Origin of the sequence: Pseudomonas sp. SIMBA_067 (assembly GCF_046534675.1) — a bacterium.
GTDB classification, from domain to species: Bacteria; Pseudomonadota; Gammaproteobacteria; order Pseudomonadales; family Pseudomonadaceae; genus Aquipseudomonas; species Aquipseudomonas putida.
Genome location: NZ_JAWRYH010000007.1, coordinates 220,546 through 245,878, shown reverse-complemented (window position 1 = coordinate 245,878; position 25,333 = coordinate 220,546). Strand labels below are relative to the sequence as shown.

At 62.3% G+C, this 25,333-nt stretch carries 19 protein-coding genes and 1 pseudogene; 10 read left to right on the top strand and 10 right to left on the bottom strand.

Annotation, left to right across the window (positions count from 1 at the left end):
- Positions 1 to 56: 56 nt before the first annotated feature.
- Complete coding sequence (locus tag SB765_RS17360; protein WP_341798181.1) at positions 57 to 767, top strand: response regulator; 711 nt, start codon at positions 57 to 59, stop codon at positions 765 to 767.
- Positions 764 to 2,119, top strand: a complete 1,356-nt coding sequence (locus SB765_RS17355) for an ATP-binding protein (RefSeq protein ID WP_410931669.1) — start codon at positions 764 to 766, stop codon at positions 2,117 to 2,119. The genes SB765_RS17360 and SB765_RS17355 overlap by 4 nt, the downstream gene beginning before the upstream one ends.
- A gap of 63 nt (positions 2,120 to 2,182) precedes the next feature.
- On the opposite strand, the gene dkgB is transcribed toward SB765_RS17355, so the two are convergent.
- Positions 2,183 to 2,986: a 2,5-didehydrogluconate reductase DkgB gene (gene dkgB / locus SB765_RS17350; protein ID WP_341798183.1), complete on the bottom strand. Its 804-nt coding sequence runs from the start codon at positions 2,984 to 2,986 to the stop codon at positions 2,183 to 2,185.
- A gap of 203 nt (positions 2,987 to 3,189) precedes the next feature.
- Between dkgB and SB765_RS17345 the strand changes: the two genes are divergently transcribed.
- Complete coding sequence (locus tag SB765_RS17345; protein ID WP_410931668.1) at positions 3,190 to 7,224, top strand: NEL-type E3 ubiquitin ligase domain-containing protein; 4,035 nt, start codon at positions 3,190 to 3,192, stop codon at positions 7,222 to 7,224.
- A gap of 46 nt (positions 7,225 to 7,270) precedes the next feature.
- On the opposite strand, the gene SB765_RS17340 is transcribed toward SB765_RS17345, so the two are convergent.
- A complete protein-coding gene (locus SB765_RS17340) occupies positions 7,271 to 7,765 on the bottom strand; it encodes a DUF934 domain-containing protein (RefSeq protein WP_016485947.1) in 495 nt (164 codons plus the stop codon).
- Positions 7,749 to 9,401, bottom strand: a complete 1,653-nt coding sequence (locus tag SB765_RS17335; protein ID WP_341798185.1) for a nitrite/sulfite reductase — start codon at positions 9,399 to 9,401, stop codon at positions 7,749 to 7,751. The genes SB765_RS17340 and SB765_RS17335 overlap by 17 nt, the downstream gene beginning before the upstream one ends.
- Before the next feature lie 213 nt (positions 9,402 to 9,614).
- Between SB765_RS17335 and SB765_RS17330 the strand changes: the two genes are divergently transcribed.
- Positions 9,615 to 10,691, top strand: a complete 1,077-nt coding sequence (locus tag SB765_RS17330; RefSeq protein ID WP_341798186.1) for an ABC transporter substrate-binding protein — start codon at positions 9,615 to 9,617, stop codon at positions 10,689 to 10,691.
- A 266-nt stretch (positions 10,692 to 10,957) separates the two neighbouring features.
- Here SB765_RS17330 and SB765_RS17325 read toward each other — a convergent pair whose 3' ends face one another.
- Both SB765_RS17325 and metH read right to left on the bottom strand, forming a co-directional pair.
- Positions 10,958 to 11,176: a DUF2970 domain-containing protein gene (locus SB765_RS17325; RefSeq protein WP_086976649.1), complete on the bottom strand. Its 219-nt coding sequence runs from the start codon at positions 11,174 to 11,176 to the stop codon at positions 10,958 to 10,960.
- 76 nt (positions 11,177 to 11,252) lie between these two features.
- Positions 11,253 to 14,960 carry a methionine synthase gene (gene metH / locus SB765_RS17320; protein WP_410931667.1) on the bottom strand — a complete coding sequence of 1,236 codons (3,708 nt, stop codon included), beginning with the start codon at positions 14,958 to 14,960 and terminating at the stop codon, positions 11,253 to 11,255.
- A gap of 175 nt (positions 14,961 to 15,135) precedes the next feature.
- Here metH and SB765_RS17315 point away from each other — a divergent pair, with 175 nt between their 5' ends.
- From SB765_RS17315 to SB765_RS17295, 5 genes are all read left to right on the top strand, one after another.
- Positions 15,136 to 17,436 carry a fatty acid cis/trans isomerase gene (locus SB765_RS17315; protein WP_410931666.1) on the top strand — a complete coding sequence of 767 codons (2,301 nt, stop codon included), beginning with the start codon at positions 15,136 to 15,138 and terminating at the stop codon, positions 17,434 to 17,436.
- Between the two features lie 172 nt (positions 17,437 to 17,608).
- Positions 17,609 to 18,643, top strand: a complete 1,035-nt coding sequence (locus SB765_RS17310) for an acyltransferase family protein (RefSeq protein WP_341798188.1) — start codon at positions 17,609 to 17,611, stop codon at positions 18,641 to 18,643.
- Positions 18,644 to 18,701: 58 nt separating this feature from the next.
- Complete coding sequence (gene nfuA, locus SB765_RS17305) at positions 18,702 to 19,286, top strand: Fe-S biogenesis protein NfuA (protein ID WP_016500488.1); 585 nt, start codon at positions 18,702 to 18,704, stop codon at positions 19,284 to 19,286.
- A 219-nt stretch (positions 19,287 to 19,505) separates the two neighbouring features.
- The gene (locus SB765_RS17300) at positions 19,506 to 20,114 is read left to right on the top strand and encodes an SCO family protein (RefSeq protein WP_016500487.1); all 609 of its coding nucleotides are present in this window, start codon (positions 19,506 to 19,508) and stop codon (positions 20,112 to 20,114) included.
- Complete coding sequence (locus SB765_RS17295) at positions 20,115 to 20,597, top strand: copper chaperone PCu(A)C (protein WP_410931665.1); 483 nt, start codon at positions 20,115 to 20,117, stop codon at positions 20,595 to 20,597. It abuts the gene before it with no gap.
- Positions 20,598 to 20,647: 50 nt separating this feature from the next.
- Here the strand turns inward: SB765_RS17295 and SB765_RS17290 are convergent, their stop codons facing one another.
- Positions 20,648 to 20,875, bottom strand: coding sequence for a hypothetical protein (locus SB765_RS17290; protein ID WP_016500485.1), 228 nt, complete (start codon positions 20,873 to 20,875; stop codon positions 20,648 to 20,650).
- 399 nt (positions 20,876 to 21,274) lie between these two features.
- Here SB765_RS17290 and SB765_RS17285 point away from each other — a divergent pair.
- Positions 21,275 to 22,491 (top strand): annotated as a pseudogene (locus tag SB765_RS17285) (MFS transporter).
- Between the two features lie 42 nt (positions 22,492 to 22,533).
- Here SB765_RS17285 and SB765_RS17280 read toward each other — a convergent pair.
- From SB765_RS17280 to SB765_RS17265, 4 genes are all read right to left on the bottom strand, one after another.
- On the bottom strand, positions 22,534 to 23,379 hold the full coding sequence (locus tag SB765_RS17280) for an AraC family transcriptional regulator (protein ID WP_341798191.1): 846 nt from the start codon (positions 23,377 to 23,379) through the stop codon (positions 22,534 to 22,536).
- Entirely contained in the window at positions 23,376 to 23,690 is a 315-nt protein-coding gene (locus tag SB765_RS17275) for an AzlD domain-containing protein (protein ID WP_010953340.1), read from the bottom strand. The genes SB765_RS17280 and SB765_RS17275 overlap by 4 nt, the downstream gene beginning before the upstream one ends.
- Positions 23,687 to 24,379, bottom strand: a complete 693-nt coding sequence (locus SB765_RS17270; RefSeq protein WP_049275400.1) for an AzlC family ABC transporter permease — start codon at positions 24,377 to 24,379, stop codon at positions 23,687 to 23,689. Before SB765_RS17270 ends, SB765_RS17275 begins: the two co-directional genes overlap by 4 nt.
- A 264-nt stretch (positions 24,380 to 24,643) precedes the next feature.
- On the bottom strand, positions 24,644 to 25,330 hold the full coding sequence (locus SB765_RS17265) for a sel1 repeat family protein (RefSeq protein WP_410911264.1): 687 nt from the start codon (positions 25,328 to 25,330) through the stop codon (positions 24,644 to 24,646).
- Between the last annotated feature and the right edge of the window lie 3 nt (positions 25,331 to 25,333).

Here is a 25,333-nt window from a genome sequence, read left to right as displayed (position 1 = left end):
CCGCAGGGGCATGGCCTTAAAGTACGGCTTGTTTACCTTGTCTGTGGTGCGTTTTCGTGAGCCATTTGCTGATAGTCGACGATGATGTCGAGGTGCTTGACCTGCTGCAGAAGTTTCTTCGCCAGCATGGTTACGAAGTGGACGTGGCCCAGGATGGCCAGGGGCTGTGGCAGGCGCTTGATCGGCGGGTGCCTGACCTGGTCATCCTCGATGTAATGTTGCCCGGCGACAGCGGCCTGGTGTTGTGCCAGCGGCTGCTGGCCGAACACAAGGTGGCGGTGATCATGCTCACGGCCATGGGCGAGTTGAGCGACCGGGTTGTGGGCCTGGAACTGGGGGCTGACGACTACGTGACCAAGCCGTTTGCTGCCCGTGAACTGCTGGCGCGGGTGAGGGCAGTCTTGCGTCGGGCCGGCGAAAAGGCAGTGGGCACGGCGGGCCACACCAGTAATAGCCTTGAGTTTGCCGGCTGGCAGCTGGACGTGGTGCGGCGCGAATTGCGCTCGCCGGACAACGTCATGATCCCCTTGTCCAATGGCGAATTCGAACTGCTGCTGGTGTTTGCCGAACACCCGCGTCGGGTGCTCAGCCGCCAGCAATTGCTGGACATGGCCCGTGGTGATGCCTACGACGCTTATGACCGCAGCATTGACGTGCAAGTAAGCCGGCTGCGCCGCAAGCTTGAAACCGACAATGGGCATGAGCCCCTGATCCGTACACTGCGCAACGCCGGTTACCTGTTCACCCCCATGGTCGCGAAGCGATGAGCCTGGTTGCCCGGTTTCGCCAGGCCCTGCCGCAGCCCAGAATCACCATTGCCCGATGGATTGCGTTGACCACGCTGACAGCGATGCTGTTCCTGCTGCTGCTCAAGGGGCTGTTCAGCCTGCTGCTGAGTGTGTGGGCGCAACCACCGCTGCTGGAGAGCGGGGTGATCGAGAAGGTAGCAGCGGTGACCCGCATCCTCGATGCCGCGCCCATGGCGCAGCGTGCCAATATCGCCACTGCGGCAGGTGACGGCTCCTATTCCGTGCGATGGTTGCGACGCCATGACGAGGCGGGAGTGCCTGCGTTGGTCGATGCCGAGTTCCGCGAGGGCACGCCTATCCTGCGTGCGCTGCTCAAGCGCCCGGATGCCAGGGTCGAGGCGTTCGAGCCGTCCGATATGCCGGAATACACCTCTGAGCGTGGCTATGCCTTGATGATCGAGCTGGCCGACAAGTCGTGGGTGCTGTTTCGAGCCACAGACCGCAGCTGGGGCCTGGAGGAGCTGCCGCGCAACCTGGTCGTCCTGGTGTTGATGCTGGTTTCCAGCCTGGTCGTCGCACTGTTGGCTACACGCTATCTGGCCAAGCCGCTGGAGCGCTTTGCCCTGGGGGTGCGGCGTTTTGGCAAGGACTTCAACGCCCCGCCGATTCCGGTGGTTGGCCCGCACGACCTGCGCCAGGCCATTCTTGCGTTCAATGCCACCCAGGCCCAGCTCAAGCATTACCTGAACGACCGTACCCAGATGCTGGCGGCAATCTCCCACGACTTGCGCGCACCGCTGACGCGCATGCGCTTGCGTGCCGAGTTCATCGACGATGCCCAGCTACAGGCCAAGTTGTTCAAGGACGTGGATGAGATGCAGGCGATGGTCGACGCCGCGCTGGCGTTTTTCCGTGATGATGCGCGGCTGGAGCAGACGACCGTGTTCGACCTGGGCGAGTTGCTGCTCACGGTGGTGGACGATTTCAAGGATGCGGGTGTCGAGGTCGGCCTCAGCGGGCCGCGCCGTTGTGTGTATACAGGGCGTCCGGTGGGTATCAAGCGGGTGTTGGTCAACTTGATCGACAATGCCGCCAAGTACGGTCGCGAGCCATCGGTGGTGTTGGCGCTAAGTGCCAGGCAGATCGAGATAACCGTGCAAGACCGCGGCCCAGGCATCGCGCCGGCGCTGCTGGAGCAGGTATTTGTGCCGTTTTACCGTATCGAAGGTTCGCGCAATCGGGACACGGGTGGTGTGGGGCTGGGCCTGCCCGCAGCACGGGCCATCGTGCTGGAACAAGGCGGCAGCCTGACCCTGAGCAACCGCCCCGGTGGCGGTTTGCAAGCAAGGGTCGTGCTGCCGCTGGGTTGATCAGAGGCCCAGTTAGGGGTATAGGCGAGTGCATCTTTGGCCGGGTTGCGGCCGTTCCAGCCATCAGTCCCAGGCAGGCGCCAGGCCGTCAGGGCTGACCTCGCGGCCATTGCGTTCCAGCGTGGCGATGCGTGCCATGTCGTCGGTGTCCAGCTTCAGGTCGCGGGCAAGCAGGTTGCTGGCCAGGTTTTCGCGTTTGGTCGAAGACGGGATTACCGCGTAGCCCAGTTGCAGGGCCCAGGCCAGGGCAACCTGGGCGACGGTGGCCTTGTGCTTGGCCGCGATGTCGGCCAGCACCGGGTCTTTCAGGACCTTGCCATAGGCCAAGGTCATGTACGAGGTGACGGTGACGCCTTGGTCCTTGAGAAACGCGGCCAGCTTGCTGTTCTGCAGGTACGGGCTGAGCTCGATCTGGTTGGTGGCAATTTCGCCCTTGCCAACGATTTCGATGGCCTGGCGAGTCAGTGCGATGTTGAAATTGGACACACCAATCTGTCGGGTCAGGCCCAGCTTCTTCGCTTCGGCCAGTGCGGTCATGTATTCCGGCAACGCTACGCCGTTGCCTGGGGCTGGCCAGTGGATCAGCAGCAGGTCGACGTAGTCGGTACGCAGTTGCTTCAGGCTTTCGCGCAGGCTTGGGACCAGCTTGTCCGCCGCGTAGTTGTCGACCCAGATCTTGGTGGTAATGAAAAGCTCGCTGCGCGGTACGCCGCTTTCAGCGATGGCTTGGCCGACTTCCGCTTCATTCTTGTAGATCTGTGCGGTGTCGATGGCCCGATAGCCCAGCTCAAGGGCCGATTTGACCGAGTCGATGACGGTCTGGCCAGTGAGTCGGAAGGTGCCGAGGCCGAAGGAAGGAACGCTCATGGGCTTACTCCTGGGAAGTGGGGTTGGATCCTGTGGCAGCCAGTGTGCAGGTTCGCAGGGCAACGAATAACCGGCTGCTGCGTCAAAGTCCTTTGACCTGCGGGCAAGAATCGCGTTTCACCCTGGCCTTCATTACATAAGTAACGCCAGAACGGGGTGAGACCTTGGTCAGCTAACGCTTTTATCAAGCGGACACACTGCCCATGACCCTTTCTGTGATACCTGCCGATTCCATCGATGCGCTGATTGCCAGTCATCTGCCTGGCTGGGTAAAGCGCGCTCGTGTCGAACACCTGACACTGTTGCGCGCAGCTTCATTGCGTCAGCAGCGGGCGCAGGAGCAACTCCACGCCAGGTTGCAGGCCCTCAAGCCTCTGGACGAGTTCGCCGAGGCGCTGCTCAAAAGTGCGCTCGCGGCGCGCTCCATCACACAGGTAGACCTACGCCTGGCCAGGGTCAGATGGGTGACCCTGCGGACAAATCCGCCGATATCGCCTGCTTTGCCAACTTCCTCGACGCGGGTCGAAAGTACCCAGTCGCTGCTTTCGGCGGCACTGCACAACTTCCACGAAAATGAAACTCGACCGGGCTGGTTCGCCACAGGGTCACAGCTGGTCAATGCCAGTGGAAAGAGGCTGCCATTGAGCGTTGAGGTCTTCGCCCAGCTCTGTCGCAGCCTCGATATCGGTCGACATTATCAACGCCATCTGCAATCGCAGCTGCAAACCGAAAGCATGGCCGGTATGCAGGTCGAGGCCATCATGGAGGAGGCATTGAGCGCCAGGCTGGAGCTTGACGCGGTTGTCGCCAGGGTCAAGGGTGAAATTGACGAGTTGACGTATCAGCGTATCCGCCATGTTGTCGAAGCAGCATCAGGGCCTGCCGAGGACACCGTTGTGAGGTGCCACACCCTGAGGCTGCTGGGCAAGAAGATCATTGGCGCACTGGCGATCGAAGTGCGTCAGAACGCCCGCCTGGTTGGCGTTATCGCATGGTTGCCTGAGGACCGGTACGCCGCAGTGAGTTGGCATGCCAACTGGGAACTGCTGTACCTGACGCTGGGTGTACGCATGCGTGACGAAGCGTATCGCCAGTTCTTTCAGCGCTTTGTCGCAGAACGGGATCGCGTTGCTTTCTACACGGCCCTGAACGCGCTGCTGAGGCAGGGCAATACTGTTTTACCGCTTGAGCTGGATGGCCGCTGCTTTGCGGTCGAAGGCGACGTGTTCACCGCGCTGCGCAAAGCGCTGCTCGACAAGATGCTGGATGATGCACGGGTACTGGCGGTATCAACGGAGGATGAGGATATCGCCGACCGCCAGGCCCGTCTGCAAGGCTATCTTGACTTGGGGCTCAGCGTGGCAGGCCTGGCAGCGCTGTTTGTGCCCGGGTTGGGCCAGGCCATGCTCGGGCTCACGGTCGCGCAGTTGGCGGGCGAAGTCTACGAAGGGTACGAAGACTGGCAGCTAGGTGATCGCAACGCTGCCTTGGGCCACCTGTTCAACGTGGCGGAGACGGTGGCGACAGGGGCGTTGACGGCTGCAGGGGCGGTGGCTCTCGGCAAGCTCGCCCAGCGCGTGGCACGCGTGGATGCGCTGGTGCCGGTACGCCTGGCGGATGGCCAGTTGCGTCTGTGTGATCCGGCTTTGCCAGGCTATCAGCTAGCGGGCATCGACCTGCCGCCAGGGCAGGCCATCAATGAAAATGGCCGTTCGCTGAGGCGCCTGCACGATGCCGCTTATGAGGTAAGTGAAGGCGACGATGGAGCATGGCGCATTCATCATCCGTCCAGGCCGGGGGCCTATTTACCGGCACTCGAGCACAATGGTGCCGGGGGATGGGTGCATGAGTTCGAGCAACCGCAGCGCTGGCAGGACGCCGCCTACATGGTTCGCCGGCTTGCCAGCCGCACAGCGGCTATTTCCGACGAGGCGGCAGCCTTTGGCGTGCAGGTTACAGGTTACGGCGCTGACCAGCTGCGCCGGTTGGTTCTGGAGAGCGCAGCACCACCGGCGCGTTTGCTCGATGCCATCGAGCGCTGGCACCTGCACAATGAGTTTCCGACTCTGCGGGGTGAGGCATTCGAGGAATTGTTCAATGAGCGGCAGGTCAACCCGAACGCTGCGGACCAGGTGCTGATGCGCGACTTCCCTGGCCTTTCCCATCGCTGCGCACGAGAAATTGTCGAGCAGGCCAACAGTGTCGAGCTCGAGCGCCTGAATGATGCGGGGCGGGTGCCGCTTACCCTGGCGGAGCGAGCACGTTGGGCCGTGCGTGACAGCCGGATTGATCGCGCCTTGGCAGGGTTGCGTCAGCCTGCTGCGGTAAATGCTGATACCGAAAAGCTCGCGCAGGGCGGGCTGGGCGATGCCCTTGGCGAGCGGGAGGCGGCGGCCCGAATGATTGGGCTGGCCCCGGTGGGGCAAGGCGTTCGCCCCCCTTTGCGGTTGTTCGATGGGCGCTTGGGCTACCCGCTCAGTGGCCACCTGTCGGGGAGCCGCCAGGCGCTGCGGCGCACTTTGAATCATGTGTTCCCGCTGATGACCGGTGAAGAGTTGCAGGCATACCTGCAAGACCTGGCTCGGCGGGGTGTAGAGCCGTGGAACCATGTCAGCCAACTGTTACAAGCCAAGGTCAGCCTCAAGCAGGCATTGCACGCCTGGCGGAGTGAGCCAGGGCTGAACCTGGTTCGCCGCTGGCGCCGGATCAAGGTTGCCAGGCGCATCATGATGAGCTGGCAGCGCGCGACGCCGGGTGATGTAGCGGGTGATTACCACCTGAGCATCGTGGGTGAGCGGGTGGGCAATCTGCCGTCCTTGCCTGAGCATGTGTCTTTCGACCACATCACACACCTCACATTGCGCGATATGCGGGTGACGAGCGTCGAGGCGGGTTTCCTGGTTCGCTTCAGCAACGTGCGTAACCTGGATTTGCGGGGCAACCAGCTGACCCGGCTTCCGGCAGGCATCGAGCAACTGGGCGAATTGAGAAACCTGCGCCTTGCTGACAACCAGATCGTACTTACCCGCGACGACAACCTGCGCCTCAGCCAGCTCGAGGGGCTACGCCGCCTCGAACTGAACGGTAACCCGGTAGGCTTGCTGCCGCCATTGGCATCGTTCCCGCTGATGCGCCGGTTGTCCTTGCGCAACACCGGGCTGGGCGAATTGCCCGTTGATCTGGCCAGGCACGGCAACCTGGAATTGCTGGACATGCGTGACAACCAGATCCAAACGCTGCCTGAGGCACTGTCTGCGCTGCCGCTTCGCTTGTTGCAGGGCCTGGAGCTGCACGACAATCCACTCTCGGATCAGACCGTGCAGCGCCTGCAATTGGCCAGAGCGTCCGCCGGGTTATCTGCACGTCGGCTCGCACCTCACCCATCGTCGGGCCCGAGCGCTGCATTACCTTGGCTGTCGGGGTTTTCCACGGCGCAGCGCGAGGCGCGACTGGCGCTCTGGGCCCGCTTGTACCGGGAGGACGGTGCGAGTGATCTGTTCCGGTTCATTTCAGACTTGCAGGGCCTGCGTGAATACCACGCACAGCCCCGCGATTTTCAGTTGCGGGTGTGGCACATCCTTGATGCCTGCGAGCAGCACGCTGAAGTGCGTGCGAGCCTGTTCGAGCAAGCTAGCCGGCCGCGCAGTTGCAGTGACGAGTTGCTGCTTACGCTCAGCGAACTGGAGATTGGCGCGATGGTCGCCAGGGCTGGAACAGCTGGCGATGGGTTGCACAAGGAGCGGGCGCTGGTGAGGCTGGGGCGTTCTTTAGCCCGCCTGGACAAAGTCAACGCAATTGCGGCCCGGCATATTGCTGAGCAGCATTCTATCGATCCCGTCGAGGTGTATTTGACCTATCGCGTAAAGCTTGCGGATAGCCTCGACCTCCCTGCGCAGCCTGACAAACTGATGTACCAGAGTGTCAGCGGGGTGGGCCCTGACGAGCTGGACGCTGCACGCAACGAGGTTCTGCGAGAGGAAACACCACAAGTCTTGGCGCAGGCCCTGGCAGATCGAACCTTTTGGCAGGCCTACCTGCACGAACACCAGGCGGCACGCTTCAGCCAGATGGAGGTGCCTTTCCAGCAGCGCTTGGATACGTTGTTCATGCAATGGAAAACACTGAGTGACGGCGACTATCTCGCGCAAATCGAGCAAATCTGCACTGAGCGCGAGGCCGTGCGAAACCAGCTTTTGCTGGCGTTGAGCCGGGAGGCAATGCAGCGCCACGGCCTTTAAACGAAACAGCCCGCCGAGGGGCGGGCTGTTCGCTGGAGCGGGACGATCAGCGGCGGCGGAACAGCGGCAGCGGTTCGTCAGTCGCGGCCTGGTAGGTCACCGAGAAGTCCTTCAGGCTTTGCAGCGCGTCTTCCGGGTCCTTGTCGGCACGGATGGCGAACGCATCGAAACCGCAACGGGCCATGAAGAACAGCTGGTCGCGCAGTACGTCGCCGATGGCGCGCAGCTCGCCTTTGAACTTGTAGCGGTCACGCAGCAGGCGCGCATTGGAGTAGCTGCGCCCGTCGGTGAAGGCCGGGAAGTTCAGTGCGATGACCTGGAAGTACTGCACGTCTTCGCCGATTTCTTCCGCTTCTTCGTCGCTGTCCAGCCACACGCCCAGGCCGCCGTCGCGGGCCTTGAGCACGTGGGCATGGTCACGCCACAGCTGCAGCGGCACGATGTAGTCGTCGCAGTTGGTCAGCTCGTCGAACGAGGTTTCCTTGGGCAGCAGGTGCCAGGTTTCGTCGACGATCTGGTTGTTCTTAATGATTCGCTGCATAGACGCGTTCCTTGAAGGGGTCGATGCCGATACGCTGGTAGGTGTCGATGAAACGCTCTTCCTCGGTACGTTGCTCGACGTACACGGCGATCAGCTTCTCGATCACATCGGCCATGGCATCCTGGGCGAAGGACGGGCCGAGGATCTTGCCCAGGCTCGCGCCGCGCGCGGCATTGCCGCCCAGCGATACCTGGTAGAACTCCTCACCCTTCTTGTCCACGCCGAGGATGCCGATGTGGCCCACGTGGTGGTGGCCGCAGGCGTTCATGCAGCCAGAGATGTTCAGGTCGATCTCGCCGATGTCGAACAGGTAGTCCAGGTCGTCGAAACGGCGCTGGATGGACTCGGCGATCGGGATCGACTTGGCGTTTGCCAGCGAGCAATAGTCACCGCCCGGGCAGCAGATGATGTCGGTCAGCAGGCCGATGTTCGGGGTGGCGAAGCCGCCTTCGCGCAGTTCCAGCCACAGCGCGTGCAGCTGGCGCTGCTCGACGTCGGCGAGGATGATGTTCTGCTCGTGCGAAGTACGCAGGAAGCCGAAGCTGTAGCGCTCGGCCAGGTCGGCCACGGCGTCCAGCTGCTTGTCGGTCAGGTCGCCCGGGGCAACGCCGGTAGGCTTCAGCGACAGGGTTACAGCGACGTAGCCAGGGCGCTTGTGGGCACGGGTGTTACGCGAGCGCCAACGGGCAAAGCCTGGGTTTTCGGCGTCCTGGGCGGCGTAGTCGACGTTTTCGAGGGCCAGGTAGTCCGGGTCGACGAAATGGCGCGATACGCGCTGCACTTCGTCTTCGGTCAGGGTGGTGCTGCCGCCGCGCAGGTGGGCCATTTCGGCCTCGACCTTCTCGGCGAACACTTCAGGCGTCAGTGCCTTGACCAGGATCTTGATCCGCGCCTTGTACTTGTTGTCACGGCGACCGTAACGGTTGTACACGCGCAGGATGGCGTCCAGGTAGCTGATCAGGTCCTGCCACGGCAGGAACTCGTTGATGAACGAGCCGACCACCGGGGTACGGCCCAGGCCGCCGCCGACCAGTACACGGAAGCCCAGCTCGCCAGCAGCGTTGCGCACCGGCTCCAGGCCGATGTCGTGCACTTCAATGGCAGCGCGGTCTTCCTGCGAGCCGTTGATGGCAATCTTGAACTTGCGCGGCAGGTAGGCGAATTCCGGGTGGAAGGTGGTCCACTGGCGGACGATTTCGCACCACGGGCGCGGGTCGATGATTTCGTCTGCGGCCACACCGGCAAACTGGTCGGTGGTGGTGTTGCGCAGGCAGTTGCCACTGGTCTGGATCGCATGCATCTGCACGGTGGCCAGTTCGGCGAGAATGTCCGGAATGTCTTCCAGTGCCGGCCAGTTGTACTGCACGTTCTGGCGGGTGGAAATGTGCGCGTAGCCCTTGTCGTAGTCGCGAGCGATCTTCGCCAGGGTGCGGACCTGGCGGGCGCTCAGCTGGCCGTACGGCACGGCGACACGCAGCATTGGCGCGAAACGTTGGATGTATAGGCCGTTCTGCAGGCGCAGAGGGCGGAATTCTTCTTCGCTCAGCTCACCGGCCAGGTAGCGGCGGGTCTGATCACGGAACTGCTTGACGCGGTCCTCGATGATCCGCTGATCGTACTCGTCGTATACGTACATAAAAGTCCTGTCTCAGGCATGCAGCTATTCGCGCGCACGGCCGCGCACTCCGGTACGGAGCCGGGGAACGATATCAGGTTGCGGTTATGCGCTAAAGTGATGTTTTTGCATATGAAAAGAACCAAATGAACTATGTGAGACTGACTGCCATTTGTACGCTGGCGGTAGCCAGGCGTTTATAATCCGGGGTTTGCTTCGCAGAGATGTGACCCCATGCTCAAGGCCCTGTGCCAAAGCTTGTGTCTTGCCCTGCCACTGGCGGCAAATGCGCAGCCGGCCTCGGTGGTGTTTCTCAATCCGGGGCTGTCCACCGAGACGTTCTGGACCAGCTACACCCGCTTCATGCAGGCCGCTGCGGACGAACTGGGCATGTCCCTGCGCGTGGAGTACAGCGAGCGCCGCGCCGACCTGGCGCTGACCCAGGCCAGGGCGATCCTGGGTGGGGCGCATCGGCCGGATTACCTGGTGTTGGTCAACGAGCAGTACGTGGCACCCGAAATTCTGCGGTTATCGCGTGGCACCGGGGTCAAGCTGTTGCTGGTCAACAATGGCCTGACCCCCAGCCAGGCCCGCAGCATCGAGACCCAGCCCGACAAGTATGCCGAGCCCTTGGGTACCTTGATGAGCAATGACGAGCAAGCGGGCTTCCAGATGCTGCACCTGATGGTTGCGCAACTGCCTCGTGACGCAGGCCCGGTGGACCTGGTGGCCTTTGCCGGGCTCAAGACCACACCGGCTTCGCAGCTGCGCGAGGAGGGCATGCGCCGCGCCCTGGCCGACTTCCCTCAGGTCCGCCTGCGCCAGGTCGTATACGGCGGCTGGAGCCGCGAGCGCGCCTACGAGCAGGCGCAGCAATTGCTGGAGCGATACCCGGCCACTCGCCTGGTGTGGTCGGCCAATGACGAGATGGCCTTTGGTGCGATGCAGGCGTTCGAGGAGGCCGGGCGCACACCGGGGCGTGACGTGCTGTTCGGCGCCGTCAACAGTTCGCCCGAGGCCTTGCGTGCGCGCATCGACGGGCGCTTGAGCGCGCTGATGGGGGGGCACTTCACCCTTGGCGGTTGGGCCATGGTGATGTTGCACGACGATGCCCAGGGTGTCGCGCTGAACCGCGACGGCCAGCGCGTGCACAGTGCCCCGGTACTGCAGGCAATCGACCAGGCCAAGGCCAGGCGCTGGCTGAAACTGCTGGAACGGCCCGACTATGGCGTCGACTTTCTGCATTACAGCGCCGAAGGGCGGCCGGCCAGCTACCAGTACCCGTTTCTGACGTCACCGGTCGACTATTGAAAGACCTTGCTTGAGGGAAGGGCATTGCTCGTCTTAACTGCTGGTTGTGAAGTGCATTCCCATAACCACTACAAGAGGCAATGCAATGGGAAACTCAACCAAGGTCCGCAAAGCTGACAGCAGCGTCGATGCCTGGGCGATCCTATGCCTGATCGTCCTGGTGGTGGTCACTGCCGTGTATTGGGTCAGCCACCAGTAGACTTTTCTTTTAGACCGTGATGTAGCCAGAGCGCCTGCGGGAGGGAATCCTGCAGGCGTTTTCATTTCTAGCGGGCGGTAAGGTGCAGGGCCAGCTGCACCAACCCGATCAGCACCATAATGAATATCAGGGTGAAGAGCGTGCCCAGTGCAATGAAATGGCTGGCTTTGCCGTGGGTGAAGTCGCGAGCGCGGTTCTTGCCGCTTTGCACGCCAAAGGCGGCGGCGAGGATGCTGTGCAGCATCTGCCAGAAGGTTGGGGGTTTGCCTTGGCTGGAATCGTCCATGGTGGCTCCTGAAGAATCAGAGGCAATCAAGGACAGTGTAGGTGCCCATTGGGGCTGCTGTGCAGCCCCAATAGTCTTAGTTGTCGTACCCGAGGTTTGGCGCCAACCAGCGCTCGCTGACGCTCACATCCTGGCCTTTACGTGCGCTGTAACGCTCGATCTGGTCCTTGTCGACCTTGCCCACGGCAAAGTACTGCGCCTGCGGGTGGGCAAAGTACCAGCCGCTGACCGCCGCCGCCGGGAACATTGCAAAGTGTTCGGTCAGGAACACCCCGCTTGGCCCGGTTTCGCCGATGGCGGTGCCGTCGAGCAGGCGGAACAGGGTTTCTTTCTCGGTGTGGTCGGGGCAGGCCGGGTAGCCCGGGGCCGGGCGGATGCCGCTGTACTGCTCCTTGATCAGCGCTTCGTTGTCCAGGTGCTCGTCGCGGGCATAGCCCCAGTGCTCTTTACGCACCTGCTCGTGCAGCCACTCGGCGCAGGCTTCGGCCAGGCGGTCGGCCAGGGCCTTGACCATGATCGAGCTATAGTCGTCGCCTTTGTCCTGGTAGGCCTTGGCCACTTCTTCGGCACCGATGCCGGCAGTGGTGATGAACGCGCCCACATAGTCGGTGACGCCGCTGGCTTTTGGCGCGACAAAGTCGGCCAGCGACCAGTTGGGCTTGCCGTCCGGCTTGATGGTCTGCTGGCGCAGGTGGTGCAGGGTGGCCAGCGCCTTGCCGTCCTCTCCGTACACCTCGATGTCGTCATCGGCCACCTGGTTGGCCGGCCAGAAGCCGAACACCGCGCGGGCGCTGATCAGCTTCTCGTCGATCAGCTTGTCGAGCATCTCGCGGGCGTCCTTGTACAGCGAGGTGGCAGCCTCGCCAACCACTTCGTCGGTGAGGATGCGCGGGAACTTGCCGGCCAAGTCCCAGGAGATGAAGAACGGGGTCCAGTCGATGTATTCGGCCAGGGTGCGCAGGTCGATGTCTTCCAGTACCTTGACGCCGGTGAAGGAGGGCACCGCTGGCTGGTAGCCGGCCCAGTCGTACTGCGGCTTGGCGGCGATGGCCTGGGCGTAGCTCAGGCGCTCGGTGCGGGCACTGCGGTTGGCGGTGCGCTCGCGCACATCCACGTACTCCAGGCGGGTCTTCTCGACGAAGCCCGGCTTGAGCTCCTTGGACAGCAACTGAGTGGCCACGCCAACCGCACGCGAGGCGTCGGTGACGTAGATGACGGCGTCGTTGCTGTACTTCGGTTCGATCTTGACTGCGGTGTGCGCCTTGGAGGTGGTGGCGCCGCCGATCATCAGGGGCAGTTCGAAGCCCTGGCGCTGCATTTCGCGGGCAACGTGGACCATCTCGTCCAGCGACGGGGTGATCAGGCCAGACAATCCGATGATGTCGCACTTCTCGTCGCGGGCGGTTTGCAGGATTTTCTCGGCAGGCACCATGACACCGAGGTCGACGATGTCGTAACCGTTGCAGCCCAGTACCACGCCGACAATGTTCTTGCCGATGTCGTGCACGTCACCTTTTACCGTGGCCATCAGGATCTTGCCCTTGGCTTCTGGCTTGTCGCCTTTTTCTGCTTCGATGAACGGAATAAGGTGCGCCACTGCCTGCTTCATCACACGCGCCGACTTGACCACCTGGGGCAGGAACATCTTGCCTGCACCGAACAGGTCGCCCACCACGTTCATGCCGCTCATCAGCGGGCCTTCGATGACCTCGATGGGGCGTGCGCATTGCTGGCGGCACTCCTCGGTGTCCTCGACGATATAGGCGGTGATGCCTTTGACCAGTGCGTGCTCCAGGCGCTTGCCGACCGGCAGCGAACGCCAGGCTTCGTTTTCGACTTCCTTGGTGGCGCCGCCGCCTTTGTAGTCGTCGGCAATGGCCAGCAGGGCATCGGTCCCTTCCGGGGTGCGGTTGAGCACCACGTCCTCGACCTTCTCACGCAGCTGGGCCGGGATTTCGTCGTAGATCTCCAGCTGGCCGGCGTTGACGATACCCATGGTCAGGCCGTTGCGGATGGCGTGGAACAGGAACACCGAGTGGATCGCCTCGCGTACCGGGTTGTTGCCACGGAACGAGAACGACACGTTGGACACACCGCCCGAGGTCAGCGCATGGGGCAGGTGGTCACGGATATAGGCACAGGCCTCGATGAAGTCGACGGCGTAGTTGTTGTGCTCTTCGATGCCGGTGGCGACGGCGAAGATGTTCGGGTCGAAGATGATGTCTTCCGGCGGGAAGCCCACTTCGTTGACCAGAATGTCGTAGCTGCGTTTGCAGATTTCCTTCTTGCGCGCGGCGGTGTCGGCCTGGCCGACCTCGTCGAAGGCCATCACCACCACGGCGGCGCCGTAGCGCTTGCACAGGCGGGCGTGGTGCTTGAACTGCTCGACGCCTTCCTTCATGGAAATGGAGTTGACGATGCCTTTGCCCTGAATGCACTTCAGGCCGGCTTCGATCACTTCCCATTTGGAGGAGTCGATCATGATCGGCACGCGGGAAATGTCCGGCTCGCCAGCGATCATGTTGAGAAAACGGACCATGGCCGCCTGGGAATCGAGCATCCCTTCGTCCATGTTGATGTCGATCACCTGGGCGCCGGCCTCGACCTGCTGCAGGGCGACTTCCAGGGCTTCGGTGTAGTTCTCTTCACGGATCAGCCGGGCGAACTTGGCGGAACCGGTGATGTTGGTGCGCTCACCGACGTTGACGAACAGCGACTGGCGATCGATGGTAAACGGTTCCAGGCCCGACAGGCGACAGGCCTTGGCGATCTCCGGGATCTCGCGAGGCTTGTATTTGGCCACGGCTTCGGCAATGGCCTGGATGTGGCCCGGGGTGGTACCGCAGCAACCACCGATGATGTTGAGGAAACCGCTGGCAGCGAATTCCTCGACTACTGCCGCCATTTCGGCCGGGGTCTCGTCGTACTCACCGAAGGCGTTCGGCAGGCCGGCGTTGGGGTGGGCGGAAACGTGGGTATCGGCCTTGGTCGACAGCTCTTCCAGGTACGGGCGCAGGTCCTTGGCGCCGAGGGCGCAGTTCAGGCCCACGGAAATCGGCTTGGCGTGGCGCACCGAGTTCCAGAACGCTTCGGTGGTCTGGCCCGACAGGGTACGGCCGGAGGCGTCGGTGATGGTGCCGGAGATCATGATCGGCAGTTCGACAGCGTCCTCCTCGAACACATGCTGCACGGCAAAAATGGCCGCCTTGGCGTTGAGTGTGTCGAAGATGGTTTCGATCAGGATCAGGTCGGCGCCGCCCTCGATCAGGCCACGGGTGGCCTCGATGTAGTTCTCTACCAGCTCATCGAACGTGACGTTGCGGTAGCCGGGGTCGTTGACGTCCGGGGAAATCGAGCAGGTGCGGCTGGTAGGGCCGAGCACGCCTGCGACGAAGCGCGGCTTGTCGGGCGTTTCCAGGGTCTTGGCATCGGCTACCTGGCGGGCAATGCGCGCGCCTTCCACGTTCAGCTCATAGACCAGCGATTCCATGCCGTAGTCGGCCTGGGAAATCTGTGTGGCATTGAAGGTGTTGGTTTCAAGGATATCCGCCCCGGCATCGAGGTAGGCTTTCTCGATGGCAGCAATCACGTCCGGGCGGCTGAGCAGCAACAGGTCGTTGTTACCCTTCACATCGCTTGGCCAATCGGCGAAGCGCGTGCCACGATAGTCGTGTTCCTCGAGACGGTAGCTTTGGATCATAGTACCCATGCCGCCGTCGAGGATCAGGATGCGCTCTTTGAGTGCGTTCTGGAGTGCTTGGAGACGAGCGCTGCGGTCGGACATAGGAACTACCTGGTCGGGCAAATATCAGAAGGTGCGGAATCATATCAAAGTTGCGCGGTTCTTAGGCGCATCGCCCATTTGCATGAAAACCGCTCATGTTGATGACACGGTTAACAGCACCCGGCACGACCAGGCAACAAACGTGATGGCTTTTTGAAATCAGGACTTTTCGCACATGGTGCATCGTATCCTTGCCGGCGCCTTCGCCCTGCTCATCAGCGGCGCGGTGTTCGGGCAAGCCCCCCAGTCGAGCCCGGCTATTTCGTACACCCGGGACATTCAGCCGATCTTCACCGAGAAATGCGTGGCCTGCCATGCCTGCAACGACGCCGCCTGCCAGCTGAAGCTGGAAAGCCCCGAAGGTGCGGTACGTGGGGCCAGCAAGGTCCCGGTCTACGAGGGCGACCGGAGCAAGGCGGTGCCCACCACGCGGCTGTTCTACGACGCCCACAGCGAAGAGCAATGGCGCAAGAAAGGCTTCTACTCGGTGCTCGACAACCAGGGCAGCCAGGCCGCGCTGATGGCGCGCATGCTGGAGCTGGGGCACAAGACCCCGCTCACGCCCAACGCCAAGCTGCCCGAGGAAATCGTCCTGGGCCTGAGCCGCAACAACATGTGCCCGTTGCCTCATGAGTTCGACGCCTATGCAGGTGCGCACCCCAAGGAGGGCATGCCGCTGGCGGTGACCGGGCTGACAGACAAGGAATACGACACCATGCGCCGCTGGCTGGCGGCCGGTGCGCCAGTGGAGTACCAGCCGATCAAGCCCAGTGATACCGAAGCCAGGCAGATCGCCGACTGGGAAGAGCTGCTCAACCGCCCGGGTTCCACCGAGGCGCTGGTTGGCCGCTGGCTTTACGAGCATCTGTTCCTGGCGCACATCTACTTTGTCGGCGGCGAGCAGGGCCACTTCTTCCAGTGGGTGCGTTCACGCACGCCCAGCGGCCAGCCGGCCGACATTATTGCCACGCGTCGCCCCAACGACCCACCGGGCACCGACTTCTATTACCGCCTGATCCCGGTGCAGGGCGTGATCGTGCACAAGACGCACATCACCTACCCGATGGGGCCGCAGAAGCTCAAGCGGGTGAAGCAGCTGTTCTACGCCGGCGACTGGCATGCCGCCGCGCTGCCAGGCTACGGCCCGCGTCACCGGGCCAACCCGTTCGAAACCTTCGAGGCCATCCCGGCAGTGGCGCGCTACCAGTTCATGCTGGATAACGCCGAGTACTTCGTGCGCACGTTCATCCGTGGGCCGGTGTGCCGCGGGCAGATCGCTACCGACGTGATCCGCGACAACTTCTGGGCATTGTTCCAGGAGCCGGCCTTCGACCGCTACATCACCGACGCCAAGTACCGTGGCGAGGCCACGCCGCTGCTGGCCATGCCCGGGCAGATCGATGACGTGGGCAGTGTGCTGAGCCTGTGGCACGCCTATCGCGACAAGCGCAACGCGTATGAAAAGCTGCGCCGCGACGCCTATGCCGACATGCCGGCGCCGGGCTGGTCGACCTTGTGGGCCGGTAACGACAACGCGCTGCTGAGCATCTTCCGCCACTTCGACAGTGCCTCGGTTACCAAGGGCCTGATCGGTGATGTGCCGCTGACCATGTGGTTGTTCGACTATCCGCTGTTCGAACGCACCTATTACCAACTGGCGGTCAACTTCGATGTGTACGGCAATGTTTCGCACCAGTTGCAGACGCGCCTTTATTTTGACCTGATCCGCAATGGCGCCGAAGTCAACTTCCTGCGCCTGATGCCGGCCGAAAAGCGCAAGGACATCCTCGGCGACTGGTACCAGAACAGCGGCAAGGTGAAGATGTGGATGGATTATGAAGACATCGATACCGACACGCCCAGCGGCATTTCGCTGGACGCGCGTAACCCCAAGCGCGATTTTGGCCTGAAATTGCTGCAACGCACCGGCAGCCTGAATGCTGCGCCCGACCCGATAAACCGCTGCCAGGGGGCCTTCTGCTCACGGCCGCAGGTGAGCGAAGAGTTCCGCAATGCCGAGCAGTCGCTCAGCCGCCTGGTGTCGCGCCCGGCTGCCGGATTGAAAGTAATCAACCAGTTGCCCGAAGCGACCATGCTGCGCATTGAAGGGCAGGGCGGCCAGCGCCAGGTGTACAGCCTGCTGCGCAACCGCGCGCACAGCAACGTGGCGTTCCTGCTGGGCGAGGCGTACCGCTACCAGCCGGGGCTGGATACCCTGACTCTGTACCCGGGCGTGCTCAGCAGCTACCCCAACTTCATCTTCAATGTTCCAACCAACGATGTGGCGGAATTCGTCGAGGACATGGAGTATGCGAAAGACGATGCAGCCAGGTTCGAGCGCATTGTCATGCGGTGGGGGGTGCGCCGTAGTCACCCTGACTTCTGGCGCTACTTCCATGACCTGAACAGCTTCATCAAGGAGACCGCGCCGGTCGAGGCGGGTGTGCTGGACATGAACCGCTATGAGAACCTCTGATCGGGTAGGCTGACCTTTCCGAGTACCCTGCGGTCGGAAATGGTGGGTGGTCCGGGAGCTGCTATGCAGCCCGATGGCCGGTGGGCGCGGTCCCTGTGGGAGCTGGCTTGCCGGCGATGGAGCGCAAAGCGCTCCCGAAGGCCTCAATGCACCGGCAAGCGCAGGGTATTTCATGCTGTATTCGCTTCAGGCACTGCGGGCGTTCGCCGCCTGGGTAGTGGTCTGCCACCATTTCATGCAGATCTTCTTCGACTTCCACGCCACCGGCCCTGTCGGCCAACTGCTTACCGACCGTGGCGCCGTGGGTGTCGACATCTTCTTCGTCATCAGCGGGCTGGTCATCTACCTGTCGACCCGCGACAAAACCATCGAACCGCGCCAGTTCCTGCTCAATCGGGTGCTGCGTATTGTCCCTGCCTACTGGTTCTACTCAGTATTGATGGCCACGTTGCTGCTGGCCTTCAGCCAATGGATGCCGCATCAAGCGTTCGCCTGGCATCACCTGCTCCTGTCGATGCTGTTCATCCCGGCAGAAAACCCCGGTGGCTATGGCCTGTACCCGACCCTTAACGTGGGCTGGACGCTGAACTTCGAGATGTTCTTCTACCTGCTGTTCGGTTTGGCCTTCCTGGTACGCCAACGGCATCAGCTGCTGCTGGTTACCGTCGCACTGTTACTGGTCAGTGAGGTGCTGGGCCGGCTGGGTGTGCTCAGCCGCTTCTACAACAACGACATCATCTACGAGTTCCTGCTCGGCATCGGCCTGGGTGTGTTGTACCGCCGTGGCCTGATCCGCCAGGGGCGTTGGCTGCCGCTGGTGGTGCTGGGGGTGGCGGGCCTGGCCATCTATCACCTGGATGCGTCCCAACGCTTGCTGCACTGGGGCGTGCCGAGCGCGATGATCGTGCTGGCCTTCATCGCCCTGGAACCGGCCTTCCAGGGCAACCGGCTGCTCAAGGCCTTGGGCGACTGTTCGTATTCGGTGTACCTGGTCCATGTGCTGGTGCTGTACGCCGGCTGGTTCGCCAGCGAGCGGCTGCATTTGAACCCATACCTGGTGTTTGCCCTGTGCGTACCGTCCATTGGACTAATGTCGTGGTTCAGCTACCAGTGGCTGGAGCGCGGCCTGTACCGGCGCATGCAGGCTTGGCTGGCGGCGCCACGGGGGCAGGCCGCGGAATATGCGCTTTCCCGAGTCAAATGCTAGGACTTTGTTCGAGGAGCCGGTTGGCGTACACTTGGCGGCAAGTCTGTGAGGAACCTACATGAGCGATATAACCATTACCGACGCCGCCCATGACTACCTGGCCGATCTGCTTTCCAAGCAGAACACGCCTGGCATCGGCATTCGAATTTTCATCACCCAGCCGGGCACTCAGTACGCAGAGACGTGCATTGCCTATTGCAAGCCGGGCGAAGAGAAGCCTGACGACACCGCCGTGGGTCTGAAGAGCTTCACCGCTTACCTGGACGCAGTCAGCGTGCCGTTCCTGGAAGACGCACTGGTCGACTACGCCACCGACCGCATGGGTGGCCAGCTGACCATCAAGGCACCGAACGCCAAGGTGCCGATGGTCAACGAAGACAGCCCGATCAACGAGCGTATCAACTACTACCTGCAGACCGAGATCAACCCCGGGCTGGCCAGCCACGGTGGCCAGGTCAGCCTGGTGGACGTGGTCGACGACGGCATCGCGGTGCTGCAGTTCGGTGGTGGTTGCCAAGGCTGCGGCCAGGCCGATGTTACCCTGAAGGAAGGCATCGAGCGCACCTTGCTCGAGCGTATTCCGGAGCTGAAGGGCGTGCGTGACGTGACTGACCACACCCAGAAAGAGAACGCCTACTACTAAGGCTGACGCACCTGCATGGCTTGTGTAAGGGCGGCTCTCTTAGCAACAAACTGTTACGGTTTCAACCCCTGCGACAACAGGCCGCAGCCCGTATTCAAAGGGCTGCAGGCCATACCCGCGTTCGTCGGGTAGAACCGCTTTGGGTGTCATGCAAGAATGCCCCGGTTTTTCAGCCGGCCCGTCCCGAGGGCCGGCACCTTCCCTGTAAAGGATGGTTTCATGAATGATCTATTTACCCGGCGCGCGGTTGTCGCCGGGATGGGCGTTCTCGGGCTTGGCCTGCTGGCAGGCTGCAGCCCGGCCCGGGGGCTCGAATTCAAGTACGGCAAGAACATGAGCAACGAGATCCTTGGGCGCAAGTTCCGCCTCAAGGACCCGCAAGGCAATGTGCGCACCCTGTCGAGCTTCTACGGCAGTATGCCGATGATCTTCTTCGGGTTCACCCAGTGCCCGGCGGTTTGCCCGACTACCCTGGCGCGCGCGGCACAAATCCGCAAATTGCTGCGCGGTCGTGACCGCGACCTGTTCCAGGTGGTGTTCATCACCCTGGACCCGGAGCGCGACACCCCCGAAGTGCTCGATGCCTACGTCAAGGCCTTCGACCCGTCGTTCACTGCACTCACTGGCACCCCCGAAGAAATCGCGGAAGTGGCCAAGGAGTTCAAGGTGTTCTACGAGAAGGTCCCGGCCGGTGACACCTATACCATTTCTCACTCGTCCACCAGCTACGTCTACGATACGCGTGGCACCCTGCGCCTGAGCCTGGGCCATTCCCTGAATGCCAAGGAATGCGCCGAAGACCTGGTCACCCTGATGGAGATCTGCTGAATGTCGATGCAACCGATCAAACGCGGCCTGGCTGCCCTGGCACTGATGGGTCTGGCCCTGCCGGCCCTGGCCCAGACTACCGTGAGCGATGCCTGGGTCCGTGCCAGCGTGCCGCACCAGCAGTCCACCGGTGCCTTCATGACCCTGACCGCCAGCAGCGATAGCAAGCTGGTGAGCGTGGCTTCGCCCGTGGCCAAGACCGTGCAGGTGCACGAGATGACCATGAACGGCGAGGTGATGGGCATGCGTGAGGTGAAGACCGTCGAGCTGCCGGCCGGCAAGACCGTGACCCTGGACCCCAATGGCCTGCATGTGATGCTGATGGGCCTGAACGATCAGGTGAAGGAAGGCGATAAAGTGCCGCTGACCCTTACCATCGAAGATGCAAAAGGGGCCAAGGAAACACTGGATGTGCAGGCAGAGGTGCGCCCGCTCAACGCCGAGGCTGGCGGTGGGCATGACCACATGCACATGAAGCACTGACAGACCAAAGGGCCGCGCTTAGCGGCCCTTTTCTTTTTCAGCGGCGCCTTTCAGCTACGAAAGCGCGGCAGCGGCCTGTCGAGCGTCAGCGAGGTCAGGGTCTTTCGAACCTGGGCCTCATCGGCCTCCAGTGCCTTCAGGCTGGCGCGGATCTTGCCGGCGGCGGGCACATCGCCCTGCCGGTCGATCCAGTCGGCAATCTCCTTGCAGGCACTGTTCAGGCAGGCCTGGCGCTGGTTCATCAGCGACAGGAGGGTGGTGAGCTCTCTTTCGGACATGGCAGGATCCTCCATTCAGCGTTGTTAGTGTAGCAGAGGGTTGGCGCAGCTCCGCTGCCTCTGCCGGAGTTGCCGAAGAGGCGAAAATGAACGCTCCATTGCCCGAGTAACACCGAGTTACTGTTTTGGGCGAATAAACACAGTGTTTAAACCGATGCCGCTACGCGGCATGGGGTATCAACCTTAACTGCTTGATCTGGTGTGCTGCATCGTTCTGTCATGCAGTTTTGCAGACCTAGGCCCGCTTTCGGCATCGGTTAAAGCGTGTAGGAGTATTCTCAGCCTGACTCTTTCTGCGCTGGCCGTGCCCGCTATGGTTACAACGTCAGCGTTGAGCCCGGTGGTGGATGAACTCTAAAGTCAGTCGACCTAAACCGCTGGCTCAGGAATACAGCCATTATGCAGGCGTTGAGTCGTAACCCCGGAACACGTTCTCTGGCGTTGGGCTATTGCTTTTCCAAATGTGGTGAATTTGCCTTCGAAGCTGCGTTTGCCGTGGCAATCGTGTCCATGACCGAGGCGGATCTGCTTTTGATTGGCATCGCCTATTTCTTCCGCTACTTGCCGAGCATGGTGTTTCACCCTTGGGGGGCTGGCTGGCGGATAACGCAGACAAGAAACGAACACTATTTGCGGTCGAGGCGGCCAAAGGCCTGCTGGCACTTGCCTTCTTTACCTTGTTCAGCTTGTCCTCACCCGTGTTGCCCGTCCTGGTCGGCCTTGCGATGCTGATGACAGCGCTCGAATGCCTTTATGTGCCTGCGTTTCGCGCGTACTTTCCGGACCTTGTCGAAAAGGCCCAGCTGGCCTCGGTGAACAGCGGTATCCAGGTGATCGAGGATGCTGCCTCTATTATCGGGCCGCTGGTGTTTTCGGCATGTGTGTTACTGCTGACTCGCGAAGCAACCTTCTTGTTCTTTGCGGGGTGCCTGGTATCGTCGGCCATTTCCATCGCTACCCTGGGGCCTGCCAGGCAGGGCGCCCGGCAGGCATTCGATGGGCGCGCCATAGTCCGGGATGCGGCGCGCAGTGTCAGTCAGCTCAGGGCCAGCAATGCGCCTTTGTTTGCTGTTATTGGCTGCACCACGCTCTGTGCGATGTTCGCCACCTCGGTGATTCGCTTCATCCTTCCTGCGTCAGTGCTGGAACACTTCGCCTCTGAAGCGGCGGTGGGCTACGTATTCTCACTGCTTGCGGCAGGCACTGTGTTGGGTGGCGTGCTCTACACACGCTTCAACCCGCGCACCACCGCACGATTGGTGGTGCGTTACTGGGTGCTGTACGGTGCACTGTTTTTTGCTGCAGCCGTGGCACTGCAATTCAACAACTGGCTGTTCCTGCTGATGTTGTTCCTGGTCGGCTTCGTGGGTGCATTTGTCGATATCGCTATCGTGACCAACATCCAGTGTTTGTCGAGCGAGCATGAAGTTGGCAGGAATTTTTCCCTCTACTACTTTACTGCCGTCATTGGTGACGCCGTTTCAGGGCTGGTTGCCAGCCTGGTCTTTGTGCTTGCGGGGCCGGCCACGTTGGTCTGGATGACGTTCATGCTGTTCATCGCGCCAGTACGCTGGAACCTGAAAGCACATTCCCTGGATGGCGACAATCGTGGATAGCCCGACGCGCGCTGTGGCGCATGGGGCAAGCTTGAGTTGGCTTCAGGCGGGTAATACAGATTGAGCGCATGCCTGCCGATACGCCCCCGGCGTCACCCCATAGGCTTGCTTGAACTGCCGGCTCAAATGGCTCTGGTCGGCAAAACCAAGGTCGAACGCCACCTCCGAGGCGGCCAGGCCGCTCTTCAGCATTTCCCGGGCGCGGGCCAGGCGCCGCTGCTTCAGCCAGGCGTGCGGCGGCTGGCCGGTGGCTTGGCGAAACACTCGGGCGAAGTGGAAGGGTGACAGGTTGACGGCCGCCGCCAGCGCTTCGAGCGAGGGCGGGTCGGCCAGTTGGCTTTCCAGCAGTTCGCGGGCGCGGGCCACGGCCAGTGGTTCGCGGCCTGGGGCGGAGGGTTCGGCGCATTGCCCGTGGCGTTGCGCCAGGGCCAGCACCGCCTGGCGCCAGGCGGTCTGTTGCTGCAGGGCGCTGGCGCCGTTTTCGGACAACTGATGCAGCTGGCTGAAGGCGATGGCCAGGGCCGGGTCGTGGATCACGCTGTCCTTGAAGCTGGGCATGCCGTGGCGGCCCAGTTCCAGTTCGTCCAGTACACCGGTGACCCGCTCGTGCTCGGGGTAAAAGCCGCGATAACGCCAGCCCGCCTCATGGGCGGTGGCGCCGGTATGCAGCTCGTCGGGGTTGATCAGCACCATGCTGCCGACCGGCGCCAGGTGCTCGCTGCCGCGGTGCCAGAAGCGCTGGGCGCCGGATTCGATCACCGTGAACACATAGCCTTCATGCACATGCGGGGCGAAGCGCTGCTGGAAGTAGCGCGCGTGCAGCATCTCGACGTCGCCCAGGGCCGGCGCCTGCCAGAGGTGTGTCTGCTCGCGCAGGGGCGTGGTCATGCCAGCCAGCTGCGCAGAAGGAAGAAGATCAACATGCTCACCAGCATGCTCAGCAACACGCTGCGGGTCAACAGTACCAGGGCGATGGCCACCAGTGAACCGAGCAGGTAGGGGTTGAGCAGGCTCAGGTTGAGCTGGTGGTCGGGCATGAAGATGATCGGGCCGCAGATGGCGGTGAGCATGCCGGGCACGGCAAAGCCGAGGAACTGCCGGGCATTGGAGCTCAGGCGCAAGGGCAGGCGTGGCTCAAGGAACGCGTAGCGGTTCAGGAACACAATGGCGCCCATGGCGAAAATCAGGATCCAGGTCATGCGCGGGCTCCGGCAAATTTCTGGCAGATGAACCCGGCGCTCATGCCCAGCAGGCCTGCAGCCACCAAGGCGGCCTCCCAATGCCAGTAGCTGAACAGCACCGAGCAGAACAGCGACACGGCTACGCACACCACGGTAGCCAGGTTGCGCACCAGCGGCGCGATCAGGGCGACGAAGGTGGCGACGATGGAAAAGTCCAGGCCGAGTTGGTCGAGGTGGGGAATGTTCTGGCCCAGCAGGATGCCGGCCAGGGTGAACAGGTTCCAGGCAACGTAGAACGTCAGGCCTACCCCCAGGGCATACCAGCGGTTGAATTGCTGCTGGTCGTACTTGCTGGTCAACGCGAAGAACTCGTCGGTCAGCAGGAAGCCCAGGCCCAACCGCCAGCGCAATGGCTGGCTGGACAGCACCGGGCGCATCGACAGGCCATAAAGCAGGTGCTGGGAGGTCAGCAGCAGGGTGGTGAGCAGGATCGACGCCAGGTTGGCGCCGCCCTTGAGCATGCCAATGGCAACCAGTTGCGCGGCACCGGCGAAGACGATGGCCGATAGCCCTTGCCCCTGCCAGGCACTGAGGTTGGCCTCGATGGCCATGGAGCCGGCCAGCAGGCCCCAGGGGGCGACGGCCAGGGACAACGGCATGATGGCGATGGCGCCGTGGAGGAAGGCTTGGCGAGCGATGTGGGGCATGATGGCTGCAATGCGTGTACGAGGCAGATCAGCATGCCAGACGGGGCGGGGGATGGCTTGAACGATCTTGCTGCTCGGGTTTGATTTCAAGGCAAACACAAGCCCTGTAGGAGCAGCCTTGTGCTGCGAAGAGGTCATGGCAGCCGAAAACAATCTTTAGCCTTACCGGCCTCTTCACAGCACAAGGCTGCTCCTACAGTGATCGCGCGGAATCCAAAGTTTGAGTGAGACAGTTGCCCAACAGGGACCGCGTCTGGCAGAGGATCACGGGTGGCGGGTCAGGTGTTGTTGCGCCGTCACGCAGCCGTTGATGTCCACGGCTTTCTGCAGCAGGCTCAGGCGGTGCGGTGGGTCCAGGTCGCCGAGCAGGCGGTACACCTCGGCCTGGTAGTCGCGCTGGCGCCCCCACAACATTTGCAAGCCTTCTGGCCGGCTGCGGCTGCAGGCCAGGCGGGTGGTCGGTTGCGGGTAGTAGGGGGCGTACACGGTGGCCATGCTGGGGATGGCCTCCAGCGCGGCACGGTATTCGCTGCTGGCATTGTAGGGCTGGCACCAGGTGGCGATCGCTGGCGCGGGTGCGGCAAACCCCTGCTTGAGACTGGCTTCGAGCAACGGGCAAGCGGCATCCGGAATCTGCGCGGCGGGCAGGTAAGTCATGTAGTACAGCGCCAGGCGGTACTGGGCGACCGGATGGCCCAGCTCTACCGACTTTTTCAACAGGGCAACCGCTGTCGGCAGCGTATGGGCCATGGCCTGGCCCTGGCGGCTGAGCTCGGGATCGCCGCCCAAGGCGGTGCGCAGGGTACTGGTATCGTCGCCCTGGTTATCGGCCTGCTCCAGCAGCGGCAAGGCCTGGCGATAGAGCAGGTCGGCGTGAGGGTCGATGCGCACCTCCAGCGCGTGCGCAGCCAGCGGCATCAGGGCGGCCAACAGCGGGGGCAGGCGTCGCATGCG